Raw genomic sequence first — 22,155 nt, forward strand, 5'->3', positions numbered from 1 at the left:
CGCCCTCCGCCGCCCAGCCCCGCGCGATCACGTCTGCGCCAGTTCCGCCCTTGCGGATCGCCTCCGGCCTGTTCTAGACCCGCCGGCGGAGCGGTGGCCGAGTGGTCGAAGGCGCACGCCTGGAAAGTGTGTAGGCGGGAAACCGTCTCGAGGGTTCGAATCCCTTCCGCTCCGCCACGCCACCATCTCGATGACTTTAGTTGGGCCTCTTTGGGCGGCCTTTTTTCTTACAGATCAGCGGCATGGCACGTCAGCTAAGCTGCACTGGATTTCGTTGGTTTTACCCTATATTCGTCTGTTGCGTGGTACGGATAGTGGTATGATCGGATGGCGCTGGACGGCAAGTTAACCAAGAAGCTCGTGTCGAATCTTGGCCCCGGCCGGCATGGCGATGGCAACGGTCTCCACCTAGTCGTCGATCCTTCCGGCGCGCGGCGCTGGATCGTGCGGGTGACGGTCAAGGGACAGCGCAATGCCATGGGCAAACCCCTGCGGACGGATTTCGGCCTCGGCAGCGCCGAACTTGTGACGCTGCCTCAGGCACGGGATCGGGCGCTCGAGTACCGCAGGATGGCGCGGGCCGGGCTCAACCCCCGCTTCAACGCGACGCGCGAGGTGCCGTCTTTCGAGGAGATCGCGGGACAGGTACATATCGAGCGTCTGCCGACCTTCAAGAACGCCAAGCATGGCCAGCAGTGGATCAACACGCTGCGGGACTACGCCTTCCCGAAAATCGGCCGCATGCCGGTCGACAGTATCGGCCAGCCGGAGGTCCTGATGTGCCTGTCGCCGATCTGGACCGAGAAGCACGAGACGGCCCGGCGCCTGGCTCAACGGATCAAGATCGTGCTCGATGTGGCCCGCTCGAAGGGGTTCCGCGATGGGGAGAACCCGGTCACGACGATCAAGGACGCGGCCATTCTGCCGAGAGTTCGCGCGAAGCCGCAGCATCACGGCGCAATGCGCTGGCAGGACTTGCCGACCTTTTACGTCGCCTTGCGCGAGCGCAAAGCGATGGCGGCGCACGCGCTGATGTTCACCTGCTTGACCGCGTCGCGCACTAACGAGGTTCTCGGCATGCGCTGGGAGGAAGTCGATCAAGCCGAGCGGCTCTGGACCTGCCCTGCCGAGCGCATGAAGACCGGCGAGGCCCATCGCGTGCCGCTGACGCCGGAGATGCTTCAGATCCTCGACGAGCAGCGAGCCCTCGGGTCGGATGTCGTCTTCGAAGGTCAGAAGCGAAACCGTCCGATGTCGAACATGTCGATGTTGATGCTGCTTCGCCGGATGGGGGTGAAAGACGTGACGGTCCATGGGTTTCGCTCGGCCTTCCGCGACTGGGCGGCGGAGGCGGCGGGCGCGCCCCGCGAGGTCGCGGAGATGTGCCTCGCGCACCGGGTCGGCACAGCCGTGGAACGGGCCTACGCCCGGTCGGATCTGCTGGAGAAGCGGCGGGTACTGCTTGCGCGCTGGGCCAATCACGTATGTGGGGGCTAAGCGGATGTTCGCGCCTTTCGGGTATACATCACTCCATACGCTCTGGAAAGAATTCGTGGCTCGGCACGCCGAGCCTCTTTGTGAAGTCGCTCGAACGAAATATGCCGCGTCTGAGTCGATAGGGGACTTCATTCCGATTTCGGGTTTTGGACAGTTCGGCTCGCCAGCGGATTTCGTCGAACAGGCATTTATCGAAACGTTCGACGGCCAAGCGATTTCATTCGTCACGACGCGCGAGGCGATCGGACGTTTTGCAGCAAGCGATGATAGCGGGCCATTCCGCCTGCTGGATCGCCTGACGGCCTTTGAGGCAACCACCTATATCCTCGAACACGATCCCGAAGTGATGCAATCGTCGGTGCTCCGTTCGGTTGGGTCCGACGAGTTCGATCCATGGCCGCATACGTCAGAAGGCCTCAATGTTTGGCGTGAGTATTACGTCGCAGGACAGCAGGCCAACGCGCCCTTCCGTCAGCTTCGCTTCCATACCCTGCCCTACACCTTCGAGCGCAACCGCTTCATCGTGCCTCGAGAACCGCCTCCCTGGGGGGACGATCTGATCGACGAGCTGTTCGCCCCACGCCTCAGGGAGCATGGAGGCCAATCCTTCGCCCTGACCGACGACGAGGCGCGCGACTGGCGGCGGCGTGTTCTGTCGCCTCGGTATATCGAGGCCCAGCGTGGCGGTTCCGATGGCACCTCTACTCCAGGGCGGCCGTCGCGCCGCGAAGAAATCCGCTTGGCTTATCGGAACGTCTTTCCAACCGGAGATCAGTTGTCCTGGAAGCGGGCGCAAAAGGCTGTCCAGGATGCAGGGGCTCCGACCGTGAGCTTGGACACCTTCAAGCGCGCCGTTCGTGATCTGAGAAATAAGAGGCAACACTAGGGCAAAACCCCTTGGCAAAAGGCCCATACGGGTTTTGCATCTTTTGCCTCGGTTCCGACATCCATCGAATGCAGGCCAACGAACTCCTCGCAATCCCAGCGAGGAGGATCGAGCGATGCCCAGCCTGTTCGACGACAACCGAACCTACGTCCTCGGGGACCCCGAACTCGAGCTGATCGGCGACCGCAACAAGCTCGCGCAGTGGCGGCACGAAGGGAATCCTATGGTCCCAGTTCGTGTTGTGAAATTCCCGTCCCCCTCCGGTCCGAAGATCCATCTCCGCAATGACCGCATCATCCATCGATGGCAGGGCTATGCGGGCCGCTACGATCCAAAGACCCAGGACCGGCATCTGGCGGCCATCCGATTCATGGAAGAGCTGACGGACGGAAAAGCGTTCGCCTGCCTCGCGTGCGATAACGTCAACGGTGTCCGCGAAGCCTTGCGCTGCTCGCTCGGGGCAGCGGGTGATGCGCGCCGGTCTCGCTCGACGGTTTCGCATATGCTCTCCCATCTGCGCGCCTTCCTCGAATGGCTCCTCAAGCAATCCGAGTTCGAGCGTCTCCCGCGCGACCTGCCAGGCTATCTCGAACTCTCCCGCAAGGAGTATGCCGCCGCCCTGCCCCGGCCTTCCCGCGCCTATCCGGAGATTGCGGAGGCGGAGGGAATGCTGCGAGCGATGCCAAAGGGCACGCGCAAGGAACGCCGCGACCGCGCGCTCTTCGCGCTCGCCTTTCTCGGCGCGCTACGAGCCGATACGGTCGTCTCGCTGCGCAAGAAACACGTTCTTCGCGACCAGCGGAAGATCGTTCAGGATGCCTCCGTCGTCCGCGCCAAGAACGGCAAAAGTCAAACCATCATCTGGTTCCCGATTCCGGACCTGTTCGGCACGGTGGTCACAGCATGGATCGTCGAGCTCACCGAGCTGGGCGCGATCGCCGAGGATGCATTGTTCCCGAGTGACAGCTGGTTAAACGAGCCGAGGCGCATGGCCGCGCCGGATCGCGCCCCGATCGAACCGATGGCGACGAAGCACGCCGTCACCGGGGCCTTCCGCATTGCATGCCGGTCGGCGGGCACGAACTACACGCCACATGCCGCGAAGCATACGATCGCCGCGCTGCGCGACGAACGGCATCTTACCCACGAACAACGCAAAGCTTGGTCGGAGAACATGGGCCACGAGAGCGAAGCGATCACCGAACGGCACTACGGCAAGATGTCAGACGATCGGCGGGCAGCGCTCTTCGAGGAGATAGGAAAAGAGGGTCAGGCAGATTCGACCTTTGATCAGGATCAGAGGCGACGCGTGAGTGAACTGCTCGATGAGCTTAACAAGATAGTCCGGGGCTAGGTACCAGTAATAGGTCGCCTGTGAACGCAGCTAGTGATTTACTACGGTACGGAATGAGTAAATAATCGCGAAAATTTCGGAGCCATGAGGAGAGGCACGGTGCCACGTCCGTATTACGGCTCAATTTTACAACCGAAGCAGACCCGCTTTTTACCCCGCGAATGAATGTCATATTTTCGAGAATGCTGCGTAATGTAGTTCCAGCTAAGGCTTGCGTCGGGGCCTTACTGAATGGCTATGCACCCGAGATATAGAGCAGCCCTGGCGCTGTTGCATGAAGCGTTTGAAGGACGGGTTTATCCTTCCCAGCTATCCACCAAACAAAGCGGCACCTAATCCAAACTCCTGACGCGGCTGGGCCCGCGTGGTGCCGGCAGGATTCGCGCAGCTTCCTCGGCCGGCTTTGCCTCTCGCCGAACCGACCATTCTTCCCGGTTCCCCCAACAACCGGGGAGGTGCGTCGTGACCGACGAGCTCCGTTCCCTTCTGAACGTGTGACACAAGATGCCGCGGGAGCATCACGCCCGCGTCTACCTTGAGGGCCTGATCTGGTCGGCGGACCGCGTCTGCCCGCACTGTGGCTTAGTGCGGTCCATCCGGCTGCGTCGCATGAGCGTCCGACTAAGCCTTTACCAGTGCCGGAAGGCCGAGTGCCGCGGCACAACTCACCGTCACCATTAAGACCCCGCTGCAAGGCATTAAGCTCGACCTGCGAATCTGGATCCGCACAAAGATGCTCGTGCTGATCTCGTCGAAGGGGATCTCGTCGGTCGTCATGGTCCGCCTGCTCGGTGTGAACGAGAAAATGGGACGGAAGATGGGCCACGCGATCCGCGAGTTGATGGACGACCGCCATGGCGAGTATCCGCGCCTCGAAGGCGCGGTCGTTGTGGACAAGGGCTACCGCGGCGGCGCGCCGCGCCGAAGTCGCTGTCGGGCGCTGCGGCCGCACGCGGGCTCAGCACGACCCGGCCGATGGTCTTCGTCGCAGCCGACCGCGAAGGCCGCGCGCGCGCCGCGGTGGTGCCGGACGGCACAGGGGCGACGCTCGGGACGAAGGTTGCCGGGTGGAGCGACCCCGACACGCCTTGGCTGATGACCAACTGCAATTCCGCATACGCCGCGGTGAGCCGGCAGATGCAGGGGCATTCGGCGGTCATCCACCGCCGAGGACAGCATACCGACCCGATTACGGGCGCCCACGCGAACACGCCCGAGGCGTTGATCTCGTCCCTGCGGCGGGCGCTGGTATAGGTCTCCCACCTCCTGCCGCCGCCCCACCACCAGAACTACATCGACGCGGTTTTCTGGCGCTGGAACCTCCGCGAGCCGGCGAGCGAGAAGACCGTTTAGCGGGTTGGTGGCTATGGACGGGTGCGCACCAAGACCACCAAGATCTCGAAGCTCCTGCCGGTGGTCAAGCAGATGCGCGCTGCTACAGGGTGCGTTCGTGCGGCAGGTCCGGCGGCCGCCGTGCTACTGGCTCCGATGGCCGTGATAGAAGAAGGATGCAAGCGGTCGAGGTAGAAGGGGCGAGGGGGCGTTCCGGTGGGGCATGCCCAAACAGTACGTTCTCTAGGAATGATCGTTTCTCTGTTCTAACTGCGTCGCCGCGCGAGTTCCCGGTAGAGCGCTGCGGGCGTAACGCCGATGCCGTCGGCGACCGCTTTCCAGCCGCCTCGCTCCGGCGGGCCGTGAAGTTCGAGCCAGCCGTCGAGGCGGTCCGAGAGACGCTTCAAGCGCATCAGTTCGACGCGGCCCCGTAGCGCCTGAATCTCGAGCGCAGCGCGTTGCAGCATCCTGGCCGTGGTAGTCGGGTCGGCCATCAGCCGGTCCATGAGGACGCCGCGCTCCAACGATAGCACGGTCCCCGCAATGCGCATGACGGCGTCGCAGTGATAGCGCGGCGCGAAGAGCGACGCCTCGGCCAGCAGCGTGCCGGCCGACGCGACATGGAGGGTGAGATGGCCCCCGTCCGCCAAGGGACGCTCCAGCGCCACCGCACCATCCCGCACGAGATGGACCGTCGTCACAGGGTCGTCGCGGCGGAACAGGATCTGCCCGGCAGCCACATCGGACCGCCGGGCGTCCGCGAAGAGATCGATGAGTTCGGACATGATCCGGATCATACGTTCCTGTCCCGCCTCCAGGATAGGGTGCGACGCCATCCAATGGAGGTTCGCATGCGCACCCGTCTGCTTCTCGCCATCCTCGCCGCACCCACCGTCCTCGTGGTCACGTCCCCGCCGGCATCGGCGCAGTCGGCTCATTCCCACACCGCCGGCATGGCGCACGGGGCGGCGAGCGCCGCGGCCTTGACCGAGCCGGGCCAGGGGGCGTTCGCCGCGCTGTCAGAGGTCGTGCGGGTGCTAGAGGCCGATCCGGACACCGACTGGTCGCGGGTCGATCTCGACGGACTGCGCGCGCATCTAGTGGACATGGACCTTCTCGCGACAGGCGCGGTGGTCGAGACGACGGGCCTGCCCGATGGCCTACGCGCTCGGGCTACCGGTCCCGCGGCGGTCCTCGGCGCCCTCCGCCGGATGGTGCCCGCTCATGCGATACAGCTCCGGGCCGATCAATCCTGGACGGTCGAGGCGGTGGTGGGACCCAAAGCCGTCACGCTGAGGGTCACCGCGACCGATCCCGCGACCGTCGCCCGCATACAGGGGCTGGGCTTCTTCGGCCTGATGGCAAGCCAGGACCATCACCGCGCGCATCACCTCGCGATCGCGCGGGGCGACACGCCGCACGGGCACTAGGCGTAGCGGGCTTGCGCCGGCGCGATACCCCCAATAGGTATTGGATCGATGCGAGCCGTCCTTTGCTTTCTTCTAACCTGTGCCGTGCTCATGATGGCGAGCCTGTCGGCGTCGCACGTCTCCGCGCATGTCGGTCATGGTGGAGGGGACGACATTATGCGGATGGACCATTCGGACGATGCGTCCGCCTTGGCGGAATGCTGCGACGCGACGTCGGGGCGGACCGCGCCGGGCTGCGGGTTCGACGCTTCCCTCGAACGTGCTGCATTCGAGGTGGCGCAGACGGCAATGATCCTTGGGCACCGTATCGTGCAGGCGCGCGCGCCGGACGGTCTCGCCCCGGAGACGCCGCTCGATCCTCCGAAAATCTGAAGGCTCGCACGAGACCCTTCCAGGCGCATCGCCGCGCCCGACCTTCGATTGAGGATACGATCCCATGACCACACGCCGCAACCTGCTCGCCCTCCTGGGCGGAACGGCTTTCGCCGCCGCCTTGCCCCTCGCTGTCGGCGCCGAGATGCGCGCACCCCTCCACGTCCTCGCCGCCCCCGGCTGCGGGTGCTGCCATGCATGGGCCGACCTCGCCAGCGCGCGGGGCCACGCCGTCACGGTCGAGGAGATGACCGACCCCGACGCGCAGAAGGCTGCGCTCGGCGTGCCGATAAATCTGGCCTCCTGCCATACGGTCCGGGCTGGGGATTACGTGTTCGAGGGGCACGTGCCCTTCGCCGCGCTCGACGCGGTGCTGCGGGACCGGCCGAACATCGCGGGTCTCGCCGTGCCGGGAATGCCGATGGGCTCGCCGGGCATGGGGGACGATCCGTCCGCGCGCTTCGACGTCATCGCCTTCGGCGGTGCGGCAGGCGCGGGCCGCGTGTTCTACCGCGCCGGGACGCCGGACCCCTTCGCGGGCTGACGGCATGCGCCGGTCCATCGCCATCGGCGGTCTCGCGCTCGCAAGCGCGGCCGCCCTCTCGCTTTTCGTCCTCTCTACTTGGACGGCACGGGCGGAGATCGTGCGCCTGCGGGCGGACGACCCGTCCACCGTCGCCATCGGGGCACAGGTCTACGCCGCCGAATGCGCCGCGTGCCACGGCACCGACCTGGAAGGTCAGCCCGACTGGCGCGTGCGGGGCGCCGACGGCCTGCTGCCCGCCCCGCCCCACGACGAGACGGGACATACGTGGCACCATAGCGGCGACGATCTGTTCCGGATCGTGAAGCTGGGCCTGCCGACGCTGATCGGCGACCCGGACTACGCCACGGCCATGCCGGCCTATGGCGGCGTGCTGACGGACGACGAGATCGTCGCCGTCCTCTCATACATCAAATCCACATGGCCCGCGGAGATCCGCGCGGCCCACGACGCGAAGGTTCCCACCCGATGACCCGATCCCTCCTGCTCGCGGCGATCCTGTCCGCTGCCGCCGCGACCGGCGCGACCGCCCATGAGAAGACCGCCGCCACGACTCCGCAAGTCGGCGCGACCGTGGCCGAAGTGCCGATGCTGCACGTCGTGTTCGGAGGTCCCATGCGCGTGACCTTCGCGGAACTGACTCGCGCGGACGTGCCGGTCGCCATCACCCGTAAGGCGGGCATGGAGCCGGTCACCGAACTTCATGCAACGCCGGACGCCGCGCTGGCGCCAGGCGCCTACCGCTTCGAATGGCGCGGGTTGGCCGAAGACGGGCATCCGATGCAGGGCGAACTGCTCTTCACCGTGGCCGAGTAACGATGACGGGCCTCGCCCCCATGGACGCCTTCGCGGTCGCGAGCGCGCTGCTCAAGGCGGCGGGCTATGCCGCGGCGCTGCTCGCCATGGGGGGCGTGCTCTTCGCCGTGGCCTTCGACGACCGGGCGGAGGCGGACGTCCTGCGCCTCGCCCGCCGCCTTGCCGTCGGCGCGGCGCTGCTCGGCCTCGCGGTCCTCGCGGCGCGGTTCGGCCTGCGCGCGGCGCGCATCTCCGGGATGGGCTGGGATGGCGCAACGGATCCCACGATGCTGGGCTTCGTCTGGCAGAGCCCGCTCGGCACCGCGGCAGCCTGGCGCGGGCTGGGCGAGGCGGCGATCCTCGCGGTCCTGCTGCCGGGCATCGGGCGGTTCGCCGCAATCGGTGGTGCGGTGGCGGTGGCCTATTCCTACACGCAGGTCGGGCACACGCTGGCCGAGCCGCGTTGGATCCTGGCCGTGCTCTTGACCCTGCACCTCCTGGCTGCGGCGTTCTGGATCGGCGCGCTCGCGCCCCTCCATCGCGCCGCCCGAACATCCGACGGCGCGCCGCTGCTCCACGCCTTCGGGGTGGCGGCAGGCGTCGCGGTCGCGTTACTGGCTATGGCCGGGACGGTCCTCGCCTGGCTTCTGGTCGGCTCGCTCGAAGGGTTGTTCGGTACGGCCTATGGCTGGGGCCTGCTCGCCAAGGTCGCGGTCGTCTGCGCGCTGCTCGGCCTCGCCGCCCTGAACAAGTGGCAACTCGTCCCTGCCCTGCGCGAGGACACTCCCGGCGCGGCTGCGACTCTGCGCCGGTCCATCGCCGTCGAAGGCGCGACGGTCGCGCTGATCCTCGTTCTGACGGCGGCGATCACCACTGCGACCACGCCGCCGATCAACCTATGACAGGGGGCGTCGTCATACCGCTTGCCGCCGGCACCGCCTTTGCCGCCGCGACCATCGCTCTGCTGCGCTGGACGGGGATGGACCGGGATCGCGCGACGGGACCGCTGATGCTCGTCGCGATCGCCCTGTTCTATCCGGTCTTCGCCGTGGAGAACGGATCGCGCGCAGAGGTCGCGATCCATGCGGGCATCGCCCTGGCGTTTCTCGGAGCCGCCATCATCGGGCATCGCCGGGGCCTCGCCCTGGTCGGCATCGCCATGATGGCCCACGGCGCGTTCGACCTTGCTGCCCACGTCCTGACCGATGGGCCCGCGCCGCGCTGGTGGGGACCGTTCTGTCTCGGCGTCGATGTCGTCCTCGGCGCGTGGCTCCTGATCGCCCGGCCATGGGCGACGATCAGTCGCGAGCGCGATCGAGAAGCTGGATCAGCTCCATGAACTTCGCCCTCTGGTCCGTCCGGTCGCCCGAGGCGAGCGCATCCTCGATGCAGTGCGACGCATGATCCTCGATCACCAGCTTCTCCACGCCCTTGAGGGCGGCGCGCACGGCCGCGATCTGCGTGAGGATGTCGACGCAGTAGCGGTCCTCCTCGACCATCCGCGCCACACCGCGAACCTGGCCCTCCAGGCGCTTGAGACGTTTCAATGCGGCTTCGCGGTTCTCATGCATGGGCCAGATAAAGGCTTTGCGCCCGTCCATGTCGAGAGCGCGCGTGCCCGGCGGACCGACGGAACCGTTTCCCATAACCATCGTTCAAATACCCATAAGGGGTATAAGGAGGCCCTATGACCCATCACGACAACTCACAATCTGGCGGCTCCGGCTATGGCCGGTTCGCCGCGATGATCGCGGCCTCGACGGTCATCATGTACGGCCTGATGTATCTCAACACCTACGCGCTGGACCACGTGTTCTTCAGCCAGACGCGGATGTGGATGGCGCTCTACATGGGTGCGATGATGGCGATCGTCATGCTTGCCTTCATGCTCGGCATGTACGCGAACCGTACCATCAATATAGCGATCTTCGCAGGTGCCGCCGTGGCATTTGCGGCCTTTCTCTATCTTGTTCGCAGCCAGGATACCGTGGGGGACGTCGCATGGATGAAGGCGATGATCCCGCACCATTCCATCGCCATCATGACGTCCGAGCGGGCCGACATCTCCGACCCTCGCGTCCGCGAACTGGCCGATGCCATCATCGAGGCGCAGCGCGCCGAGATCGCGGAGATGAAGCGATACATCGCTGACATCGAGGCGAACGGCGATGCCGCGCCCGGCACGCCGCGCGCCGAGTGACCCCGCCACCCTGCAACCCGACAGCCCGGAGGCTATCATGCCCAAGGACACCCTGACCGACCCCGCAGCCACAGCGACCGGCAAGAAAGCCGTTCTTTACCGGATGGTAATGGACAAGCACACCTGTCCCTACGGGATCAAATCCAAGTACCTGCTGGAGAAGGAGGGCTTCACGGTCGACGACCGCTGGCTGGAGACCCGCGAGGAGACCGACGCCTTCAAGGCTGAGCATGGCGTGAAGACCACGCCGCAAACGTGGATCGAGGGCGAGCGCGTCGGCGGATACGACGACCTCCAGGTCCGCCTTGGCAAGAAGAATCCGAACGAGAGCGACACCTCCTACGTCCCCGTGATCGCGATCTTCGCCACGGGTCTGGGTCTGGCTCTGGCCTTCGCCACCTTCGCGGGCGTGCCGTGGTTGTCCTGGCAGGTGCTGGGCTGGTTCATCTCGATCAACATGGTCCTGCTGGGGCTTCAGAAGCTTAAGGACCTGGAATCCTTCTCGACCATGTTCCTGAACTACGACCTTCTGGCGAAGCGCTGGCCGCCCTACGGCTATATCTATCCCTTCGTGGAGACGGGTGCCGGCCTCCTGATGACGGCGATGGTCTGGACCTGGCTGTCCGCCCCTGCCGCCTTGATCGTGGCGACCATAGGTGCGGTCAGCGTGTTCAAAGCGGTCTATGTCGACAAGCGCGAACTCAAATGCGCCTGCGTCGGCGGCAACTCCAACGTGCCCCTGGGCTTCGTCAGCCTTACGGAGAACCTCGCCATGATCGGCATGTCGGTCGTCATGCTCGGGCTCCTGGTCCTGTGACCGGCATGCCTTCGACGCACGGGGTCACGGCGTGACGGCGACCCCAAGGCGCAACCTGCTGGTCGGGCTCCTCGCCCTCGGCGGCGGCTACGCCGTCCTGCGGACCGGTACGGCGGCCTATGGGCGACTGACCGGCATGGACCTCGCTTACGAGCCGATGGAATGGCCCGAGGGCTTCCGCAAGCTCGTCGCAGGGTCCACCAGTTCCGGCGGCTTCGACCCCTTCGTGGGGTTGGACGCACCGGCGACGCCAGACCGCGCGGTCGATACCGTCGCCGTGGAGGCCGATCCCTGCGGCGCCCTCTTCGGCGGGCCACTCGATTCCGGCATCGTCCCGATCGCATCGTTCTCCGACTACAATTGCCCCTTCTGCCGCGTCCTCACCCAGCGGCTCGCGGCCTATGAGGCGGCGGAGGACGGGGTGCGGGTCGTCTGGCACGAGCTGCCGATCTTGGGGGACGGCTCGCGCGCCGCCGCGCGCGCCGCGCTCGCGGCCAAGCGGCAGGGCGCCTATGTCGCGTTCCACGAGCGATTGATGCGCTCCCCCTTCGAGCCGACGGACGAATACCTCCGCGTGCTCGCGGCCGATTTGGGCATCGACGCGGACCGGCTCGCCGCGGACATGGCGAGCGATGCGGTCGCGGACGAGATCGCGACGAGCTTGGCACTCGCACGCGGCCTCGCCACGGTCGGCACCCCCGTCCTCGTGATCGGACGGACGGTGATCGAGGGCGCGCCCGACATGGATACGATCAAGCGGATCGTTGCCGAAGAGCGCGAGCAACCACCGATATGCGCATGACGAGTCATCTCACCGGGCGCCGAACGGCCGACGAGGCCACATACCCCTGTGAGGTATGTTGACACGATCCCCTATGTTCTCTAGCGAATGTGTCATGCGTGCTCTCATAGCCATTCTCGTGACGATTCGGACGACGGCCATCTTGGCCGTCATTGCCGTTCTCGCGTTTGGCTCCCTATCGGCATCCGTGTCGGCGGGGACGTATGATCATCATGCATTCGTTTCGATCGACGATCATTCGCTTCAGGGTGAGCGTCAGGCCGCGTCCTGCCCGTCCGGCGACGTTTCGGGCGAACACGGCATGGATGATGGCAACTGCTGCATCGGCACGTGCACCACGATCCTGACCGTCGCCGCACCGGTCGACGTCCCCGAACGGTTGCTTGTCCTGAGCGGTCCAGCATTCCGTCCGTTGTCCGCACGCTCGAGTTTTGTCGAGTTCGTTCGTCCGCCGTCTCTGAGCATCTGATCGCGGCCCGCGCGCGGGCCTGACTTCAGATGACGGTCCCACAGCGCCGGGATCCGCTCGAGACGAGCTGGACAAGACATGACAATCAAGATTTTCGCGGTCGGGGCCTTGCCTCTGATCCTAGCCGCGTGCGGCACCTCGACGCCGTTGCCGGACGTGGTCGGCATCACGGCCCCCGCCAGCCCGACGGTCGCGGCGCGGCGCACCGGCTACGCGAACCCAATTCGTAACTACACGATACGCCCCGTGGTCGATCCGGCCGACTGGCGCGAATCCAATCGTTCGCAGGAGGGCAAGTGATGCGCCTTCTGAAGATGAGCGCGATCGTCCTGCCGTTCGCCTTGGGGGCCTGCGCCACGACATTGCCGGCGGGGATCACTGCCAGTGGAGCAGGGTTCGGCCTCGTCGCAAGCAAGACGCAAGGTGCCACCGGCAAGCGAACCGTCTGGGTGCAGAACGCGGCGCAAGCCCGCGAGGTCGCCGAAAGCGTCCATGCGATGACGCATCGCCGCACGATCTCCGCCGACACGGCCGTTCAGGTCGCCCTCCTCAACAACCGGGGTCTCCAGGCAGCCTATGCCGATATCGGGATTTCCGCAGCCGAGGTTTGGCAGCAGGCGACCCCGGAGAACCCGATCGTGTCCGTCGGACTTCTGGGCATCGGCGCGCCGGAACTCGGCCTCTTCCGAGCCCTCGAATCCGTCGTTGCGGTGAACCTGCTCGATGCCCCGACCCGCAGACGCCGGGTGGCGGTCGCGCAGGCGGATTATCAGCGCGCCCAAATGCAGGCCGTAGTCGATACCCTGACCCTGGCGGCGCAGACCCGCACCGCATGGATCGATGCCGTCGCCGCGTTCGAAACGGTGGCACTCCTGAACCAGGCCGCTTCCGCGGCGGACGCCTCTTCGGAACTGGCGGCACAGCTCGGACGAACCGGGGCGCTGAACCGCGCCGGTCAGGCGCGCGAACAAGTCTTCGACGCCGAACTCGCCGCGCAAGCGGCCGAGGCGCGTCTGGCGGCAGCGGCGGCCAAGGAGCGGTTGACCCGATTGATGGGACTTTGGGGGACGGAGGTCGACTACTTCGTTCCGGATGCACTGCCCGCCCTGCCGGGCGGCCTCAAATCGACCGCGGGGATCGAGGCGCGCGCGCTTCAGAACCGCGTCGATCTTGAAGTGGCCCGCCTGAGCTTGGCGGCCACAGCCGCTGCCTATGGCCTGACCGACGCGACGCGTGTCCTGACCGATCTCGAAGTCATCGCCGGGGCCGAGCTGGAGCGTGAGCGTGAGGACGGTGACATCGAAGAGGAGGTTACGCCGCAGGTCGAGCTGGAGTTCCAAATCCCGATATACGACAGCGGCCGCGCCCGGTTGCGCAAGGCGGAACTCTCCTACCTCCAGGGCGCGAACCTCCTGGCCGAGACGGCCGTCGCGGTCCGCTCCGAAGCGCGCGACGCGGAGACGCAGTACCGCGGCAGCTATGCCGTGGCGCGCCAATACCGCGACGTGATCCTGCCGCTCCGCCGAACGATCAACGAGGAATCGCTGCTGGCGAACAACGGGATGATCACCAGCACGTTCGAGCTTCTCGCCGACGTGCGCGAGGGGCTTGGCAGCCAGCTCGATGCGGCCGAAGCCAAACATCAGTTTTGGCTCGCAGCAGCCAATCTCGATGCCGCGATCTACGGCGGTGGCGGTGCGGGTGGCGGCGGCGGCGAGGGCGGCGGTGTCGATCTCGGCGGCGGCGGCGCGCCTCACTGAATCCCTGAACCCGACAAGAAGGAACGGATAGATGCTCAATCGACGTCAACTCCTGGGAACCGGCGCAGCAGGCGCCGCCCTCGTCTCCACCCAAGCGTGGTCTCAGACCTCGAACCGCAGCTTGCCCGAAGCTGTCCTAACAAACGCCTCGGGAACGCAGGCCCCGATAGTTCCCACCACCGGGCCCGACTACAATCCCGTCGTCACGCTAAACGGTTGGACCTTGCCGTTTCGCATGAAGGACGGCGTGAAGGAGTTCCATCTCGTCGCCGAACCGGTCGAGCGTGAGCTGGCCGAAGGCACGACGGCCTACCTTTGGGGCTACAACGGCACCTCGACGGGGCCGACGATCGAGGCGGTTGAGGGCGATCGCGTCCGCATCTTCGTGACCAACCGCCTGCCGGAGCCGACGAGCGTCCATTGGCACGGACAGATCCTGCCATCGGGCATGGATGGCGTGCATGGGCTGAGCGGGCCCGGCATTCCGACCGGCAAGACCTATGCCTACGAATTCGACCTCAAGAAGTCAGGCACGTTCATGTACCATCCGCACGCCGACGAAATGGTTCAGATGGCCATGGGGATGATGGGCATGTTCGTCGTCCATCCGAAGGACCCGAGCTTTCGCCGCGTCGATCGGGACTTCCTCATCATGTTGAACGCCTTCGATCTCGATCCGGGCACCTACGTGCCGCGGATCATGGAGATGACGGACTTCAACCTGTGGACGTGGAACAGCCGGATCTTTCCGGGCATCGATCCGCTGGTCGTAGGCCGGGGCGACGACGTGCGCGTGCGGGTCGGCAACCTGACGATGACGAACCACCCGATCCACATGCACGGCTACGACTTCAAGGTGTCGTGCACCGATGGCGGTTGGGTCCCGCCGGAGGTCGCCTGGCCAGAGGTCTCCATCGACATCCCCGTCGGCGCGATGCGCGCCTTCGATTTCAAGGCCGACCATCTGGGGGACTGGGCGATCCACTGCCACAAGTCGCACCACACGATGAACGCCATGGGCCACGACATCCCGACCTTCATCGGTGCGAACAAGACCGACGTGACCGAGCGCATCCGTCGGCTGCAGCCCGAATACATGCCGATGGGCACCGCCGGCATGGCCGATATGGGCAAGATGGAGATGCCGATCCCCCGCAACACCGTTCCGATGATGAACGGATGGGGCAAGTACGGCCCGATCGAGATGGGCGGCATGTTCTCCGTCGTGAAAGTCCGGGAGGGCATCGCGTCGGGCGATTACTCCGATCCCGGTTGGTACGACAGCCCACCGCACGAGACCGTGGCCGAATGGACCGGCGACGTGCCTGCCCCCGTCGAGGTGACCGACCCGGCGACCCGCTACACCGATCTGTCCAAGATCAGCGGCTGAACCCCAATCGAGCAGCATTCCAGGAGTCTTACGATGAAGAAGACACTGATGCCGATCGCGGTGTTCGGAGCGCTCGCCGCTCCGGCCCTTGCGGACGGCTACCACCGCGGACCGCATGACGGACCGGTCCTCCATGCCGACGCGATGGCGATCGGCCACCCGGGCAGTCCGGACCTGGTCGACCGGACGATCGACGTGTCCATGCTGGATGCCTCCGATGAGGCGATGGCCTTCGACGTCGAGGCGCTAGAGATCGAGCGCGGCGAGACGATCCGATTCGTCCTGACGAACCGGGGCGGCGAGCCGCACGACTTCGTCATGGCGACGCCCGAGGAGATCGCGGCGCACCGCGCCGAGATGTCCGGCATGCCGGATATGAACCACGAGGCGGTCTATGCCGCGCGCGTGGAACCCGGCGAGACCGCGACCCTCGTCTGGACCTTCGCCAACGAAGGCGCCTTCGCCTTCGCCTGTCTGATTCCAGGCCACTACGAGGCCGGAATGCGCGGTCGCCTGACCGTGAGCTGACCACCCCAAAACCCAACGGAAACCACGAGGAAGACCTATGAGCAGACTATTGATCCTTTCGGCAGCGATGCTGTCGTTCGCCGCGCCTACCTTCGCCGCAGGCACCCACAAGGATGGCCATGGCGATGGTCATGCCGATGAGCACCATGCCGAGATGGCGGTCGGGATGCCCGGCGATGCGCATCACGCCACGCGGACGGTCGAGATCTCCATGCTGGAGACGGATGACGGCGAGATGCTGTTCGAGCCGCGCGACCTGACCTTCGCAGAAGGGGAAACCGTCCGCTTCGTCATCACCAACGACGGTGAGCAGGAGCACGAGTTCGTCCTCGATACGCCAGAAGCCAATCAGGAGCACAAGGACCTGATGGCGCGGTTCCCCGAGATGGAGCACGACGATCCGAACGCGATCCGCCTCCAGCCGGGCGAGGGCGGCGAGATCGTCTGGACCTTCGCCAACGAGGGCGAGTTCGAGTTCGCCTGCCTCATCCTCGGCCACTACGAATCCGGCATGCACGGACCCGTCGTCGTTCGGTGAACCGCCGTCCCTTCCCCATCATCAAGGAACACACGATGAAAACGCTTATCCGATCGATCACCATGGCGATCGCTCTCGCCACCGCGCCGACCGCCATGGTGGCGCAGGAAACGACCTATACCAAGGGCAGCGTCAAAGCGATCGACGCCGAGGCCGGCAAGGTCACCATCATCCACGAGGAACTGCTAAACCTCGACATGCCTGCGATGACGATGGTGTTCCGCGCCGACGAGGAGACGTTGGCCGAACTGACCGAAGGCGAAGAGATCGAGTTCGTCGCCGAGCGCGTCGAAGGCAAGCTGACGGTCGTCGACCTAAAGGAATAATTTCGCCGCATTGCAGCCTATCGTCACGGGGTCGCCGGCATGCCCGGCGGCCCCGATCTCCGGAACGGGGCGTATCTCCTGCCTCCGGACCGATCCCGCCTATCCATGAAAGGTCATCCCTGTGACGGACATTCTCCCGATGCGCGGCGCGCTCGGACTGGTCGTACTGTGCCTGATCGGCGCCGCTTCGTATGCCGACCCCGTCTTCTCCTCGACCGACGTCGGCGATCGGCCGACGGGTCGCATCACCCAGCTTACGGACACGATGGGCGAGATGACGGTCGACTTGCCGGCCTCGACGGCCGAACGCTTGCCAGCTCGGATCGAAGAGGATGGTCCGCAGGAACGCGCGGCCTTGCGCTTCGAGCCATACCAGATGCTGGACGAACTCTTCCGTCCCGACATCGTCTTTCTGATGCGGCACGGTCCGACGGACTGGTCGCAGCGTGACATCAAGGACGTGGCGCCGACCGATTGCGCCAACCAGCGTCTGCTGACCCGAGACGGGACCGATGACATGATCGATCTCGGCCTGCTGCTCGCAGCGAACGACATCCGACCGTCACGGATCGTGACGAGCGAATGGTGCCGCAACCAAGCTACTCGGGACGCTCTTCTCGAAGGCATGTCGGTGATCGATCCTGTCTATGTGGAAGGCATCGATCTGATCACCGACCCGTCACTCAACCTTCTCCTGTCGCTTCGAGGTGCGCCCGACGTGGATGAGCTGCGCGAGCTGATTTCCGCATGGGATGGCGGTGACGGCACCGGTCCGCTTCTCGTGATCTCTCACTTCACCAACATCGAGGAGCTGACGAACTTCACCGTCTTCGAGGGAGAAATGCTGATGATCGATCCCAAGCGAAACAACCGTGTCCTGGGCTATTTGCGATTGAGATCGGCAGGCCCCGATGTGGGGCATTTCGAGTAACGTCAAAAGATGGATGCTCGGTAGGGTGCATCCGTGTACGACGCTGATATGCGACGGTTGCAATGTCGCAAAAGGGTTTGCCTCAGCATTTGGAACACCAGCCGACGAGGGTCTAGATCCAAATGGGACGCTGCGTGGCAACCGTAGCACGGCTCGTCAATGCCCCGGTCGTGGATGACGCAGCGTCCGGCTAATTGAGGTCACAAGCGTTCGTGGAGACGGTCTCAATGAATTTGCCGGTCGGGTCCGGTCCTTACGGATAGGGACCGACCCAATACTGCCATTTGCGCCAGGAAGCTGTGCTGTGGTGCGGAATCCTTAACCCGACCGCTGAGCTCACAATAGCGAGAGCAGAAGCCTAGCCGTTAAGTCCTTTGGATTGGACATCTTTAATGCCTAAACCCAAACCGCTGCAACTGATAAATCCAAAGTCATCCGAGGATTGTGAAGGGCCCCAGCTGAACAAGCCAGTGGGGCCCCATTCTGCAATTCGATAGTAGTGGCTTGATAGGTTTAGTGGACGCCTGCTCACGTCGACGTCTTCACTGACACATCAAGGTTTATAACTAATGAATGATCACCGACTGGAGTCCTCCATAGACTATTTGGTAATGAGAATTCCTATCGCCGTACTTGGATCGAGAGCTTGCCTTCTCTCGCAGATCGAAGGGCTGAGTACTTGCTCTTCCGCCAGGATCAGGCCTGACGTCTCAGACGGCGAAGCTGGGTCCGCTTAGGACTCAGATCCACGAGCCTTCGACGAGTATCATGAACGACAAGCCGGCGCAGCTAAGCTGCCTTGTCCGAGCGACACATTGCACGCTACTGCCGCGCTCTGGCGGCTTTACAGGATGTGGTCCGCATTTTTCGGCCAGCTCGGACGCATGCTGCGGTGGCGACTTCGTTGAGTGACAGTCGAAGGCTCTCGCCCGCACCGTTGACGAAAGATGCGTTCTGGACGCGTTTCTGCCTTAGTTGTGTCGCAATTCCCATGTCGGCAACAATATGCCGAAAGAGAACCGATTCGTTGCCAGCATCCTGAAGACGCCCAACTTCGGCTCTTTTCATCAAACCGATCAAAATAGACCGGCCTACCAATTATGGGCATTTTCTCATTTCGTGCACCAGATCATGTGTGAAATTTGGTATTTGTGCGGGGGCAGTGCACGCTCAAAACACGGTTAACGATCTATTAGGTTATGAGCGAAATATTGCCGGTAACATTTATTTGCCCCAACACGAGCGTCCGCGATGTGTCTCACCTGCTTCTCCATCGGCCTCGTAGACGAAGTCATCGGCTTACCTATCAGATACGCCAGAACGATCTTATGTCCCGAAAACTGCCAGGAGGCTGCGGTCAATCGTAAGTATCTGTCGACCGAGGATAGCGAGTGGCGGGACGTCTGCCCGTGTGACCCAGTGCACGCTCGTGTCGTGGAAGGGTTAAGATATATTCCGCTTACGGCTGTGATAAATCCTGCGCGTCAGGCAAGGACCCGTGGTGCAGGCGTGGTTCGAGCGCCGGCATCTGACGCGTTCAATGTGCAGATACTCGTTCATCCTATTCGGAGCAGAGCTCGGACGAAGCGTTAACGTCTGTGCTTTGGCCGCCGTCTTTACTCCGCTGAACAAAACCTGACGTATATCGAGAACATGTATGGGCTCAGGCCACAAGGCGCCAAATTAGCCAGCACAATTCGCTAGCGACATTCAGGTGCAGTGTCCGGTTCAGCCGCATGTCACCCCTAGATGAAGTGTGATGGCGACCGCCTCTATTGATGCGCCATGTCGGATATTCTGGAGAGCATTGCCAACCTGTTCAAAGAAATATCCAAACAGGAGCGCGCCTCGGCAATTCGCCATCTCTAAAAAGTTGGCAGAAGATACAAGCCGAATTACGCAAAGCAGAAATCAGATGCATCAAGCTGCGATCCATCCGCAATGCCATCCAATACGATGCCACCACTCGCCCAGTCTATTTCGCCCGCGTCGCCCACAAACCGGATCAACGTCGAGGCGCCGTTCTCATAGGAGATGAGGCGTAGATCCTCAAGCCCAGTTACGCCAGGCGAAGAGAAGCAGAGTAGATCGACCCCGAATTCGAAATCTGTAACCCGATCAAACCCAGCGTCGAATTCCGAGAAGACGAACCGGTCTGCACCCCTGCCTCCGGTCAGGCTGTCCGTGCCGGCCCCTCCAGTGAGGATGTCGTCGCCGTCCCCACCTTCAAGCCAATCCGCGCCGCTAGAGCCATTCAGCTCGTCCTGCCCGCTGCCTCCGAATAGGCTGTCATGCCCCAACCCGCCAGACAACGCGTCTGAACCCGCACCCCCTTCGATACGATCATGGCCTGGCCCACCAGAGAGAATGTCGGCCTGATCTCCGCCAAGCAGTATATCGTCCCCGAATCCCCCCATGAGCGTATCGTTTCCCTGCTCGCCGTGAAGGATGTCATCACCAACATTACCCTCCAGCCAGTCTGACCATGTGCCGCCATGAATGACATCATCTCCTGCTCCGCCCTGCAGGGTATCAGCGCCGGTGCCACCGATAAGAAGGTCCGCTCCGTCTCCGCCGCCAAGAAGATCTCCCGCGTCGCCTCCCCAGAGGGTATCGTCCCCTAGACCTCCCGAAAGGGTGTCTGACCAGGTCCCGCCAAAAAGAATGTCGGAACCCTCGCGCCCGACCAGAAGGTCTGCACCGGCTCCGCCCTCGATCCGGTCCGGACCCTCTCCTCCATAGATCGTATCAGCGCCGTCGGATCCGTTCTGCATCACGTAGTCCGGGATCTCCGGAGTCTCGAGCGGCTCCTCGAACCTGAGCTGAACGACTTCGTAAGCGTCGAGCGTGAGTGAGCCGACCCCATCGGCCAGTTCGGTCAGGTCGATTTCGCTTACGATGGCGTTGCGCTGGTCTCCGCCCGAATCCTCGTAGCCCACGCGGATTCCCGACACAGCAAGCCAACCGTCCGTGAATAGCGTAAGATCTATGGTTGTCTCGATCGCGACGTCTGTTCGGGACGACAGGTACACCACACGTTCGCCGGGCGTGGTTTCGTCCAGATCGTCCCGAGACTCCCAAGCCGTCACTTCAATACTGTAGGGCGTCTCGGGGCCTGTCCATTCGATATCAATAAGCTCGTGGTCTGCGACGGTTTGCCGAATGAGGTCGAACATCGCAGCACGGGTCGTGTTTGTGGCTATGGAAAGCCCGTCCAGCTCCAATACCTCTAGCGGCTCATCCTTGTGAAGAAGGGCATTCCGCGTATTGTGCAGCATCGGCCAGACGAACGCTGTATCGACATCCGCTTCGACGAGATTGGTGTAGTGCTCCAAGAACATCGAGGCACCATGCACGCCAAGATCAATGCCATCCTCGCCGAGGGAGAGGTTCAGATTGATGTTGTACTCACCCACCATCCGGTCGATTTCGCGTCCGAGCCACTCATCCCAACCTCCTATGCCGGAACCCGCCAAATTCTCCGAAAGCGCGCGGTCTTCCCTAAATGCGCCGGTATCGTTGTCGAACCCTCCTTCTGCAGGGTCCTTCCAGTAGAAGTTTCGTATAACGCCGTCGAGTTCGTCAACCGCGCCATTCAGCGAGGCAAAAGCGTCTTGAATTGCTACATTGGCAAGCCGCGGGTCATTGTCGTAAGCGCCGCGAAGATTTCCGGAAGCTTGAAGAAAAATATCGGCGTCCGTGCCGGCGAGATCCAAACCCGCTGAGATCGCCTTCGTCGCTTTCGCTGCAGCTTGCCCATAGGCTGCCTCCAGGCTGGCATCGCCGATCGTCCGTCCACCCCAGTATTCATTTCCGAGTTCCCAAGACCGGATCGTGTCAGGGAACTGGTTCGAGGCGGCTGATACGAAATCCTTGAGATCGCTGAGGAACTGCTCCTCTGACTGCCCGGGTGGAGGATCAACCGGTATGACGAAGCTCACCGTGATGCCGAGTGATGTAGCCTGCCCGAGAAAAGTCGCCACGCCCTGGGGAAGTTCTCCCCCGATCAACATGCCGTCTTCGAAGACCTTGTCGGGCATACCGCCCGGATATCGGACATGGCCTACCCCGAAGTGATCCAGCGCGGATTCCGCCGCATCGGTCAGGACTCCATCGGGCCTGTCTGTGGGCGCAGAAAACGTGGGAGAACCCGTGTGGGCCTTCGGAAGAAGATTGCTCCCAAA

At 63.8% G+C, this 22,155-nt stretch carries 24 protein-coding genes, 1 tRNA gene and 1 pseudogene; 23 read left to right on the plus strand and 3 right to left on the minus strand.

All coding sequences use genetic code 11. The annotated features are described in order from the left end of the window. The first annotated feature begins 87 nt into the window (after nt 1–87). The 6 genes from Q0833_RS07990 (at nt 88) to Q0833_RS08010 (ending at nt 4,991) form a co-directional block, all read left to right on the plus strand. Nucleotides 88–177, plus strand: a tRNA-Ser gene (locus tag Q0833_RS07990). A 150-nt stretch (nt 178–327) separates the two neighbouring features. Continuing rightward, nucleotides 328–1,497 carry a site-specific integrase gene (locus Q0833_RS07995; RefSeq protein ID WP_298432258.1) on the plus strand — a complete coding sequence of 390 codons (1,170 nt, stop codon included), beginning with the start codon at nt 328–330 and terminating at the stop codon, nt 1,495–1,497. 4 nt (nt 1,498–1,501) lie between these two features. Next, the gene (locus Q0833_RS08000; RefSeq protein ID WP_298432260.1) at nt 1,502–2,383 is read left to right on the plus strand and encodes a hypothetical protein; all 882 of its coding nucleotides are present in this window, start codon (nt 1,502–1,504) and stop codon (nt 2,381–2,383) included. Between the two features lie 115 nt (nt 2,384–2,498). After that, nucleotides 2,499–3,737, plus strand: coding sequence for a tyrosine-type recombinase/integrase (locus tag Q0833_RS08005; protein WP_298432262.1), 1,239 nt, complete (start codon nt 2,499–2,501; stop codon nt 3,735–3,737). 504 nt (nt 3,738–4,241) lie between these two features. Further along, nucleotides 4,242–4,418 carry a transposase gene (locus tag Q0833_RS17870; RefSeq protein ID WP_367274941.1) on the plus strand — a complete coding sequence of 59 codons (177 nt, stop codon included), beginning with the start codon at nt 4,242–4,244 and terminating at the stop codon, nt 4,416–4,418. A 249-nt stretch (nt 4,419–4,667) separates the two neighbouring features. Beyond that, the gene (locus tag Q0833_RS08010; protein ID WP_298435055.1) at nt 4,668–4,991 is read left to right on the plus strand and encodes a transposase; all 324 of its coding nucleotides are present in this window, start codon (nt 4,668–4,670) and stop codon (nt 4,989–4,991) included. Nucleotides 4,992–5,335: 344 nt separating this feature from the next. Here the strand turns inward: Q0833_RS08010 and Q0833_RS08015 are convergent, their stop codons facing one another. Beyond that, on the minus strand, nt 5,336–5,866 hold the full coding sequence (locus Q0833_RS08015) for a Crp/Fnr family transcriptional regulator (protein WP_298432264.1): 531 nt from the start codon (nt 5,864–5,866) through the stop codon (nt 5,336–5,338). Between the two features lie 54 nt (nt 5,867–5,920). Here Q0833_RS08015 and Q0833_RS08020 point away from each other — a divergent pair, with 54 nt between their 5' ends. From Q0833_RS08020 to Q0833_RS08050, 7 genes are all read left to right on the plus strand, one after another. After that, nucleotides 5,921–6,499, plus strand: a complete 579-nt coding sequence (locus Q0833_RS08020; RefSeq protein ID WP_298432266.1) for a hypothetical protein — start codon at nt 5,921–5,923, stop codon at nt 6,497–6,499. 48 nt (nt 6,500–6,547) lie between these two features. After that, nucleotides 6,548–6,871 carry a hypothetical protein gene (locus Q0833_RS08025; protein ID WP_298432268.1) on the plus strand — a complete coding sequence of 108 codons (324 nt, stop codon included), beginning with the start codon at nt 6,548–6,550 and terminating at the stop codon, nt 6,869–6,871. Between the two features lie 64 nt (nt 6,872–6,935). Then, the gene (locus tag Q0833_RS08030) at nt 6,936–7,415 is read left to right on the plus strand and encodes a DUF411 domain-containing protein (protein ID WP_298432269.1); all 480 of its coding nucleotides are present in this window, start codon (nt 6,936–6,938) and stop codon (nt 7,413–7,415) included. Nucleotides 7,416–7,419: 4 nt separating this feature from the next. Then, nucleotides 7,420–7,887: a cytochrome c gene (locus tag Q0833_RS08035; RefSeq protein ID WP_298432271.1), complete on the plus strand. Its 468-nt coding sequence runs from the start codon at nt 7,420–7,422 to the stop codon at nt 7,885–7,887. Continuing rightward, the gene (locus tag Q0833_RS08040) at nt 7,884–8,231 is read left to right on the plus strand and encodes a copper resistance protein CopC (protein ID WP_298432273.1); all 348 of its coding nucleotides are present in this window, start codon (nt 7,884–7,886) and stop codon (nt 8,229–8,231) included. Before Q0833_RS08035 ends, Q0833_RS08040 begins: the two co-directional genes overlap by 4 nt. Nucleotides 8,232–8,233: 2 nt before the next feature. After that, nucleotides 8,234–9,112 carry a CopD family protein gene (locus Q0833_RS08045; RefSeq protein ID WP_298432275.1) on the plus strand — a complete coding sequence of 293 codons (879 nt, stop codon included), beginning with the start codon at nt 8,234–8,236 and terminating at the stop codon, nt 9,110–9,112. Further along, complete coding sequence (locus Q0833_RS08050) at nt 9,109–9,549, plus strand: hypothetical protein (protein ID WP_298432277.1); 441 nt, start codon at nt 9,109–9,111, stop codon at nt 9,547–9,549. The genes Q0833_RS08045 and Q0833_RS08050 overlap by 4 nt, the downstream gene beginning before the upstream one ends. Here Q0833_RS08050 and Q0833_RS08055 read toward each other — a convergent pair. Then, on the minus strand, nt 9,509–9,781 hold the full coding sequence (locus tag Q0833_RS08055; protein WP_298432279.1) for a metal-sensitive transcriptional regulator: 273 nt from the start codon (nt 9,779–9,781) through the stop codon (nt 9,509–9,511). The two genes, Q0833_RS08050 and Q0833_RS08055, sit on opposite strands and share 41 nt — an antisense overlap. Before the next feature lie 116 nt (nt 9,782–9,897). Between Q0833_RS08055 and Q0833_RS08060 the strand changes: the two genes are divergently transcribed. From Q0833_RS08060 to Q0833_RS08105, 10 genes and pseudogenes are all read left to right on the plus strand, one after another. Next, the gene (locus Q0833_RS08060; protein ID WP_298432281.1) at nt 9,898–10,410 is read left to right on the plus strand and encodes a DUF305 domain-containing protein; all 513 of its coding nucleotides are present in this window, start codon (nt 9,898–9,900) and stop codon (nt 10,408–10,410) included. A 37-nt stretch (nt 10,411–10,447) separates the two neighbouring features. Then, complete coding sequence (locus tag Q0833_RS08065; protein WP_298432283.1) at nt 10,448–11,227, plus strand: glutaredoxin; 780 nt, start codon at nt 10,448–10,450, stop codon at nt 11,225–11,227. 31 nt (nt 11,228–11,258) lie between these two features. Next, nucleotides 11,259–12,029 (plus strand): DsbA family protein, encoded by a 771-nt coding sequence (locus Q0833_RS08070; protein ID WP_298432285.1) that lies wholly within the window; start codon nt 11,259–11,261, stop codon nt 12,027–12,029. 94 nt (nt 12,030–12,123) lie between these two features. Continuing rightward, nucleotides 12,124–12,498 carry a hypothetical protein gene (locus Q0833_RS08075; RefSeq protein WP_298432287.1) on the plus strand — a complete coding sequence of 125 codons (375 nt, stop codon included), beginning with the start codon at nt 12,124–12,126 and terminating at the stop codon, nt 12,496–12,498. Between the two features lie 78 nt (nt 12,499–12,576). Further along, entirely contained in the window at nt 12,577–12,798 is a 222-nt protein-coding gene (locus tag Q0833_RS08080) for a hypothetical protein (protein WP_298432289.1), read from the plus strand. Beyond that, nucleotides 12,798–14,258 (plus strand): TolC family protein, encoded by a 1,461-nt coding sequence (locus tag Q0833_RS08085; RefSeq protein ID WP_298432291.1) that lies wholly within the window; start codon nt 12,798–12,800, stop codon nt 14,256–14,258. Before Q0833_RS08080 ends, Q0833_RS08085 begins: the two co-directional genes overlap by 1 nt. A gap of 31 nt (nt 14,259–14,289) precedes the next feature. Further along, nucleotides 14,290–15,648 carry a copper oxidase gene (locus tag Q0833_RS08090; protein WP_298432293.1) on the plus strand — a complete coding sequence of 453 codons (1,359 nt, stop codon included), beginning with the start codon at nt 14,290–14,292 and terminating at the stop codon, nt 15,646–15,648. A gap of 33 nt (nt 15,649–15,681) precedes the next feature. Further along, the gene (locus Q0833_RS08095; protein ID WP_298432295.1) at nt 15,682–16,176 is read left to right on the plus strand and encodes a cupredoxin family protein; all 495 of its coding nucleotides are present in this window, start codon (nt 15,682–15,684) and stop codon (nt 16,174–16,176) included. A gap of 37 nt (nt 16,177–16,213) precedes the next feature. Beyond that, nucleotides 16,214–17,040, plus strand: a pseudogene (locus Q0833_RS08100) (copper-binding protein). A gap of 139 nt (nt 17,041–17,179) precedes the next feature. Then, nucleotides 17,180–17,971 carry a hypothetical protein gene (locus tag Q0833_RS08105; RefSeq protein WP_298432297.1) on the plus strand — a complete coding sequence of 264 codons (792 nt, stop codon included), beginning with the start codon at nt 17,180–17,182 and terminating at the stop codon, nt 17,969–17,971. A gap of 1,895 nt (nt 17,972–19,866) precedes the next feature. Here Q0833_RS08105 and Q0833_RS08110 read toward each other — a convergent pair. Further along, a complete protein-coding gene (locus Q0833_RS08110) occupies nt 19,867–22,011 on the minus strand; it encodes a calcium-binding protein (protein WP_298432299.1) in 2,145 nt (714 codons plus the stop codon). Nucleotides 22,012–22,155 lie beyond the last annotated feature (144 nt).

It is taken from the genome of uncultured Jannaschia sp. (genome assembly GCF_947503795.1).
GTDB lineage: Bacteria > Pseudomonadota > Alphaproteobacteria > Rhodobacterales > Rhodobacteraceae > Jannaschia.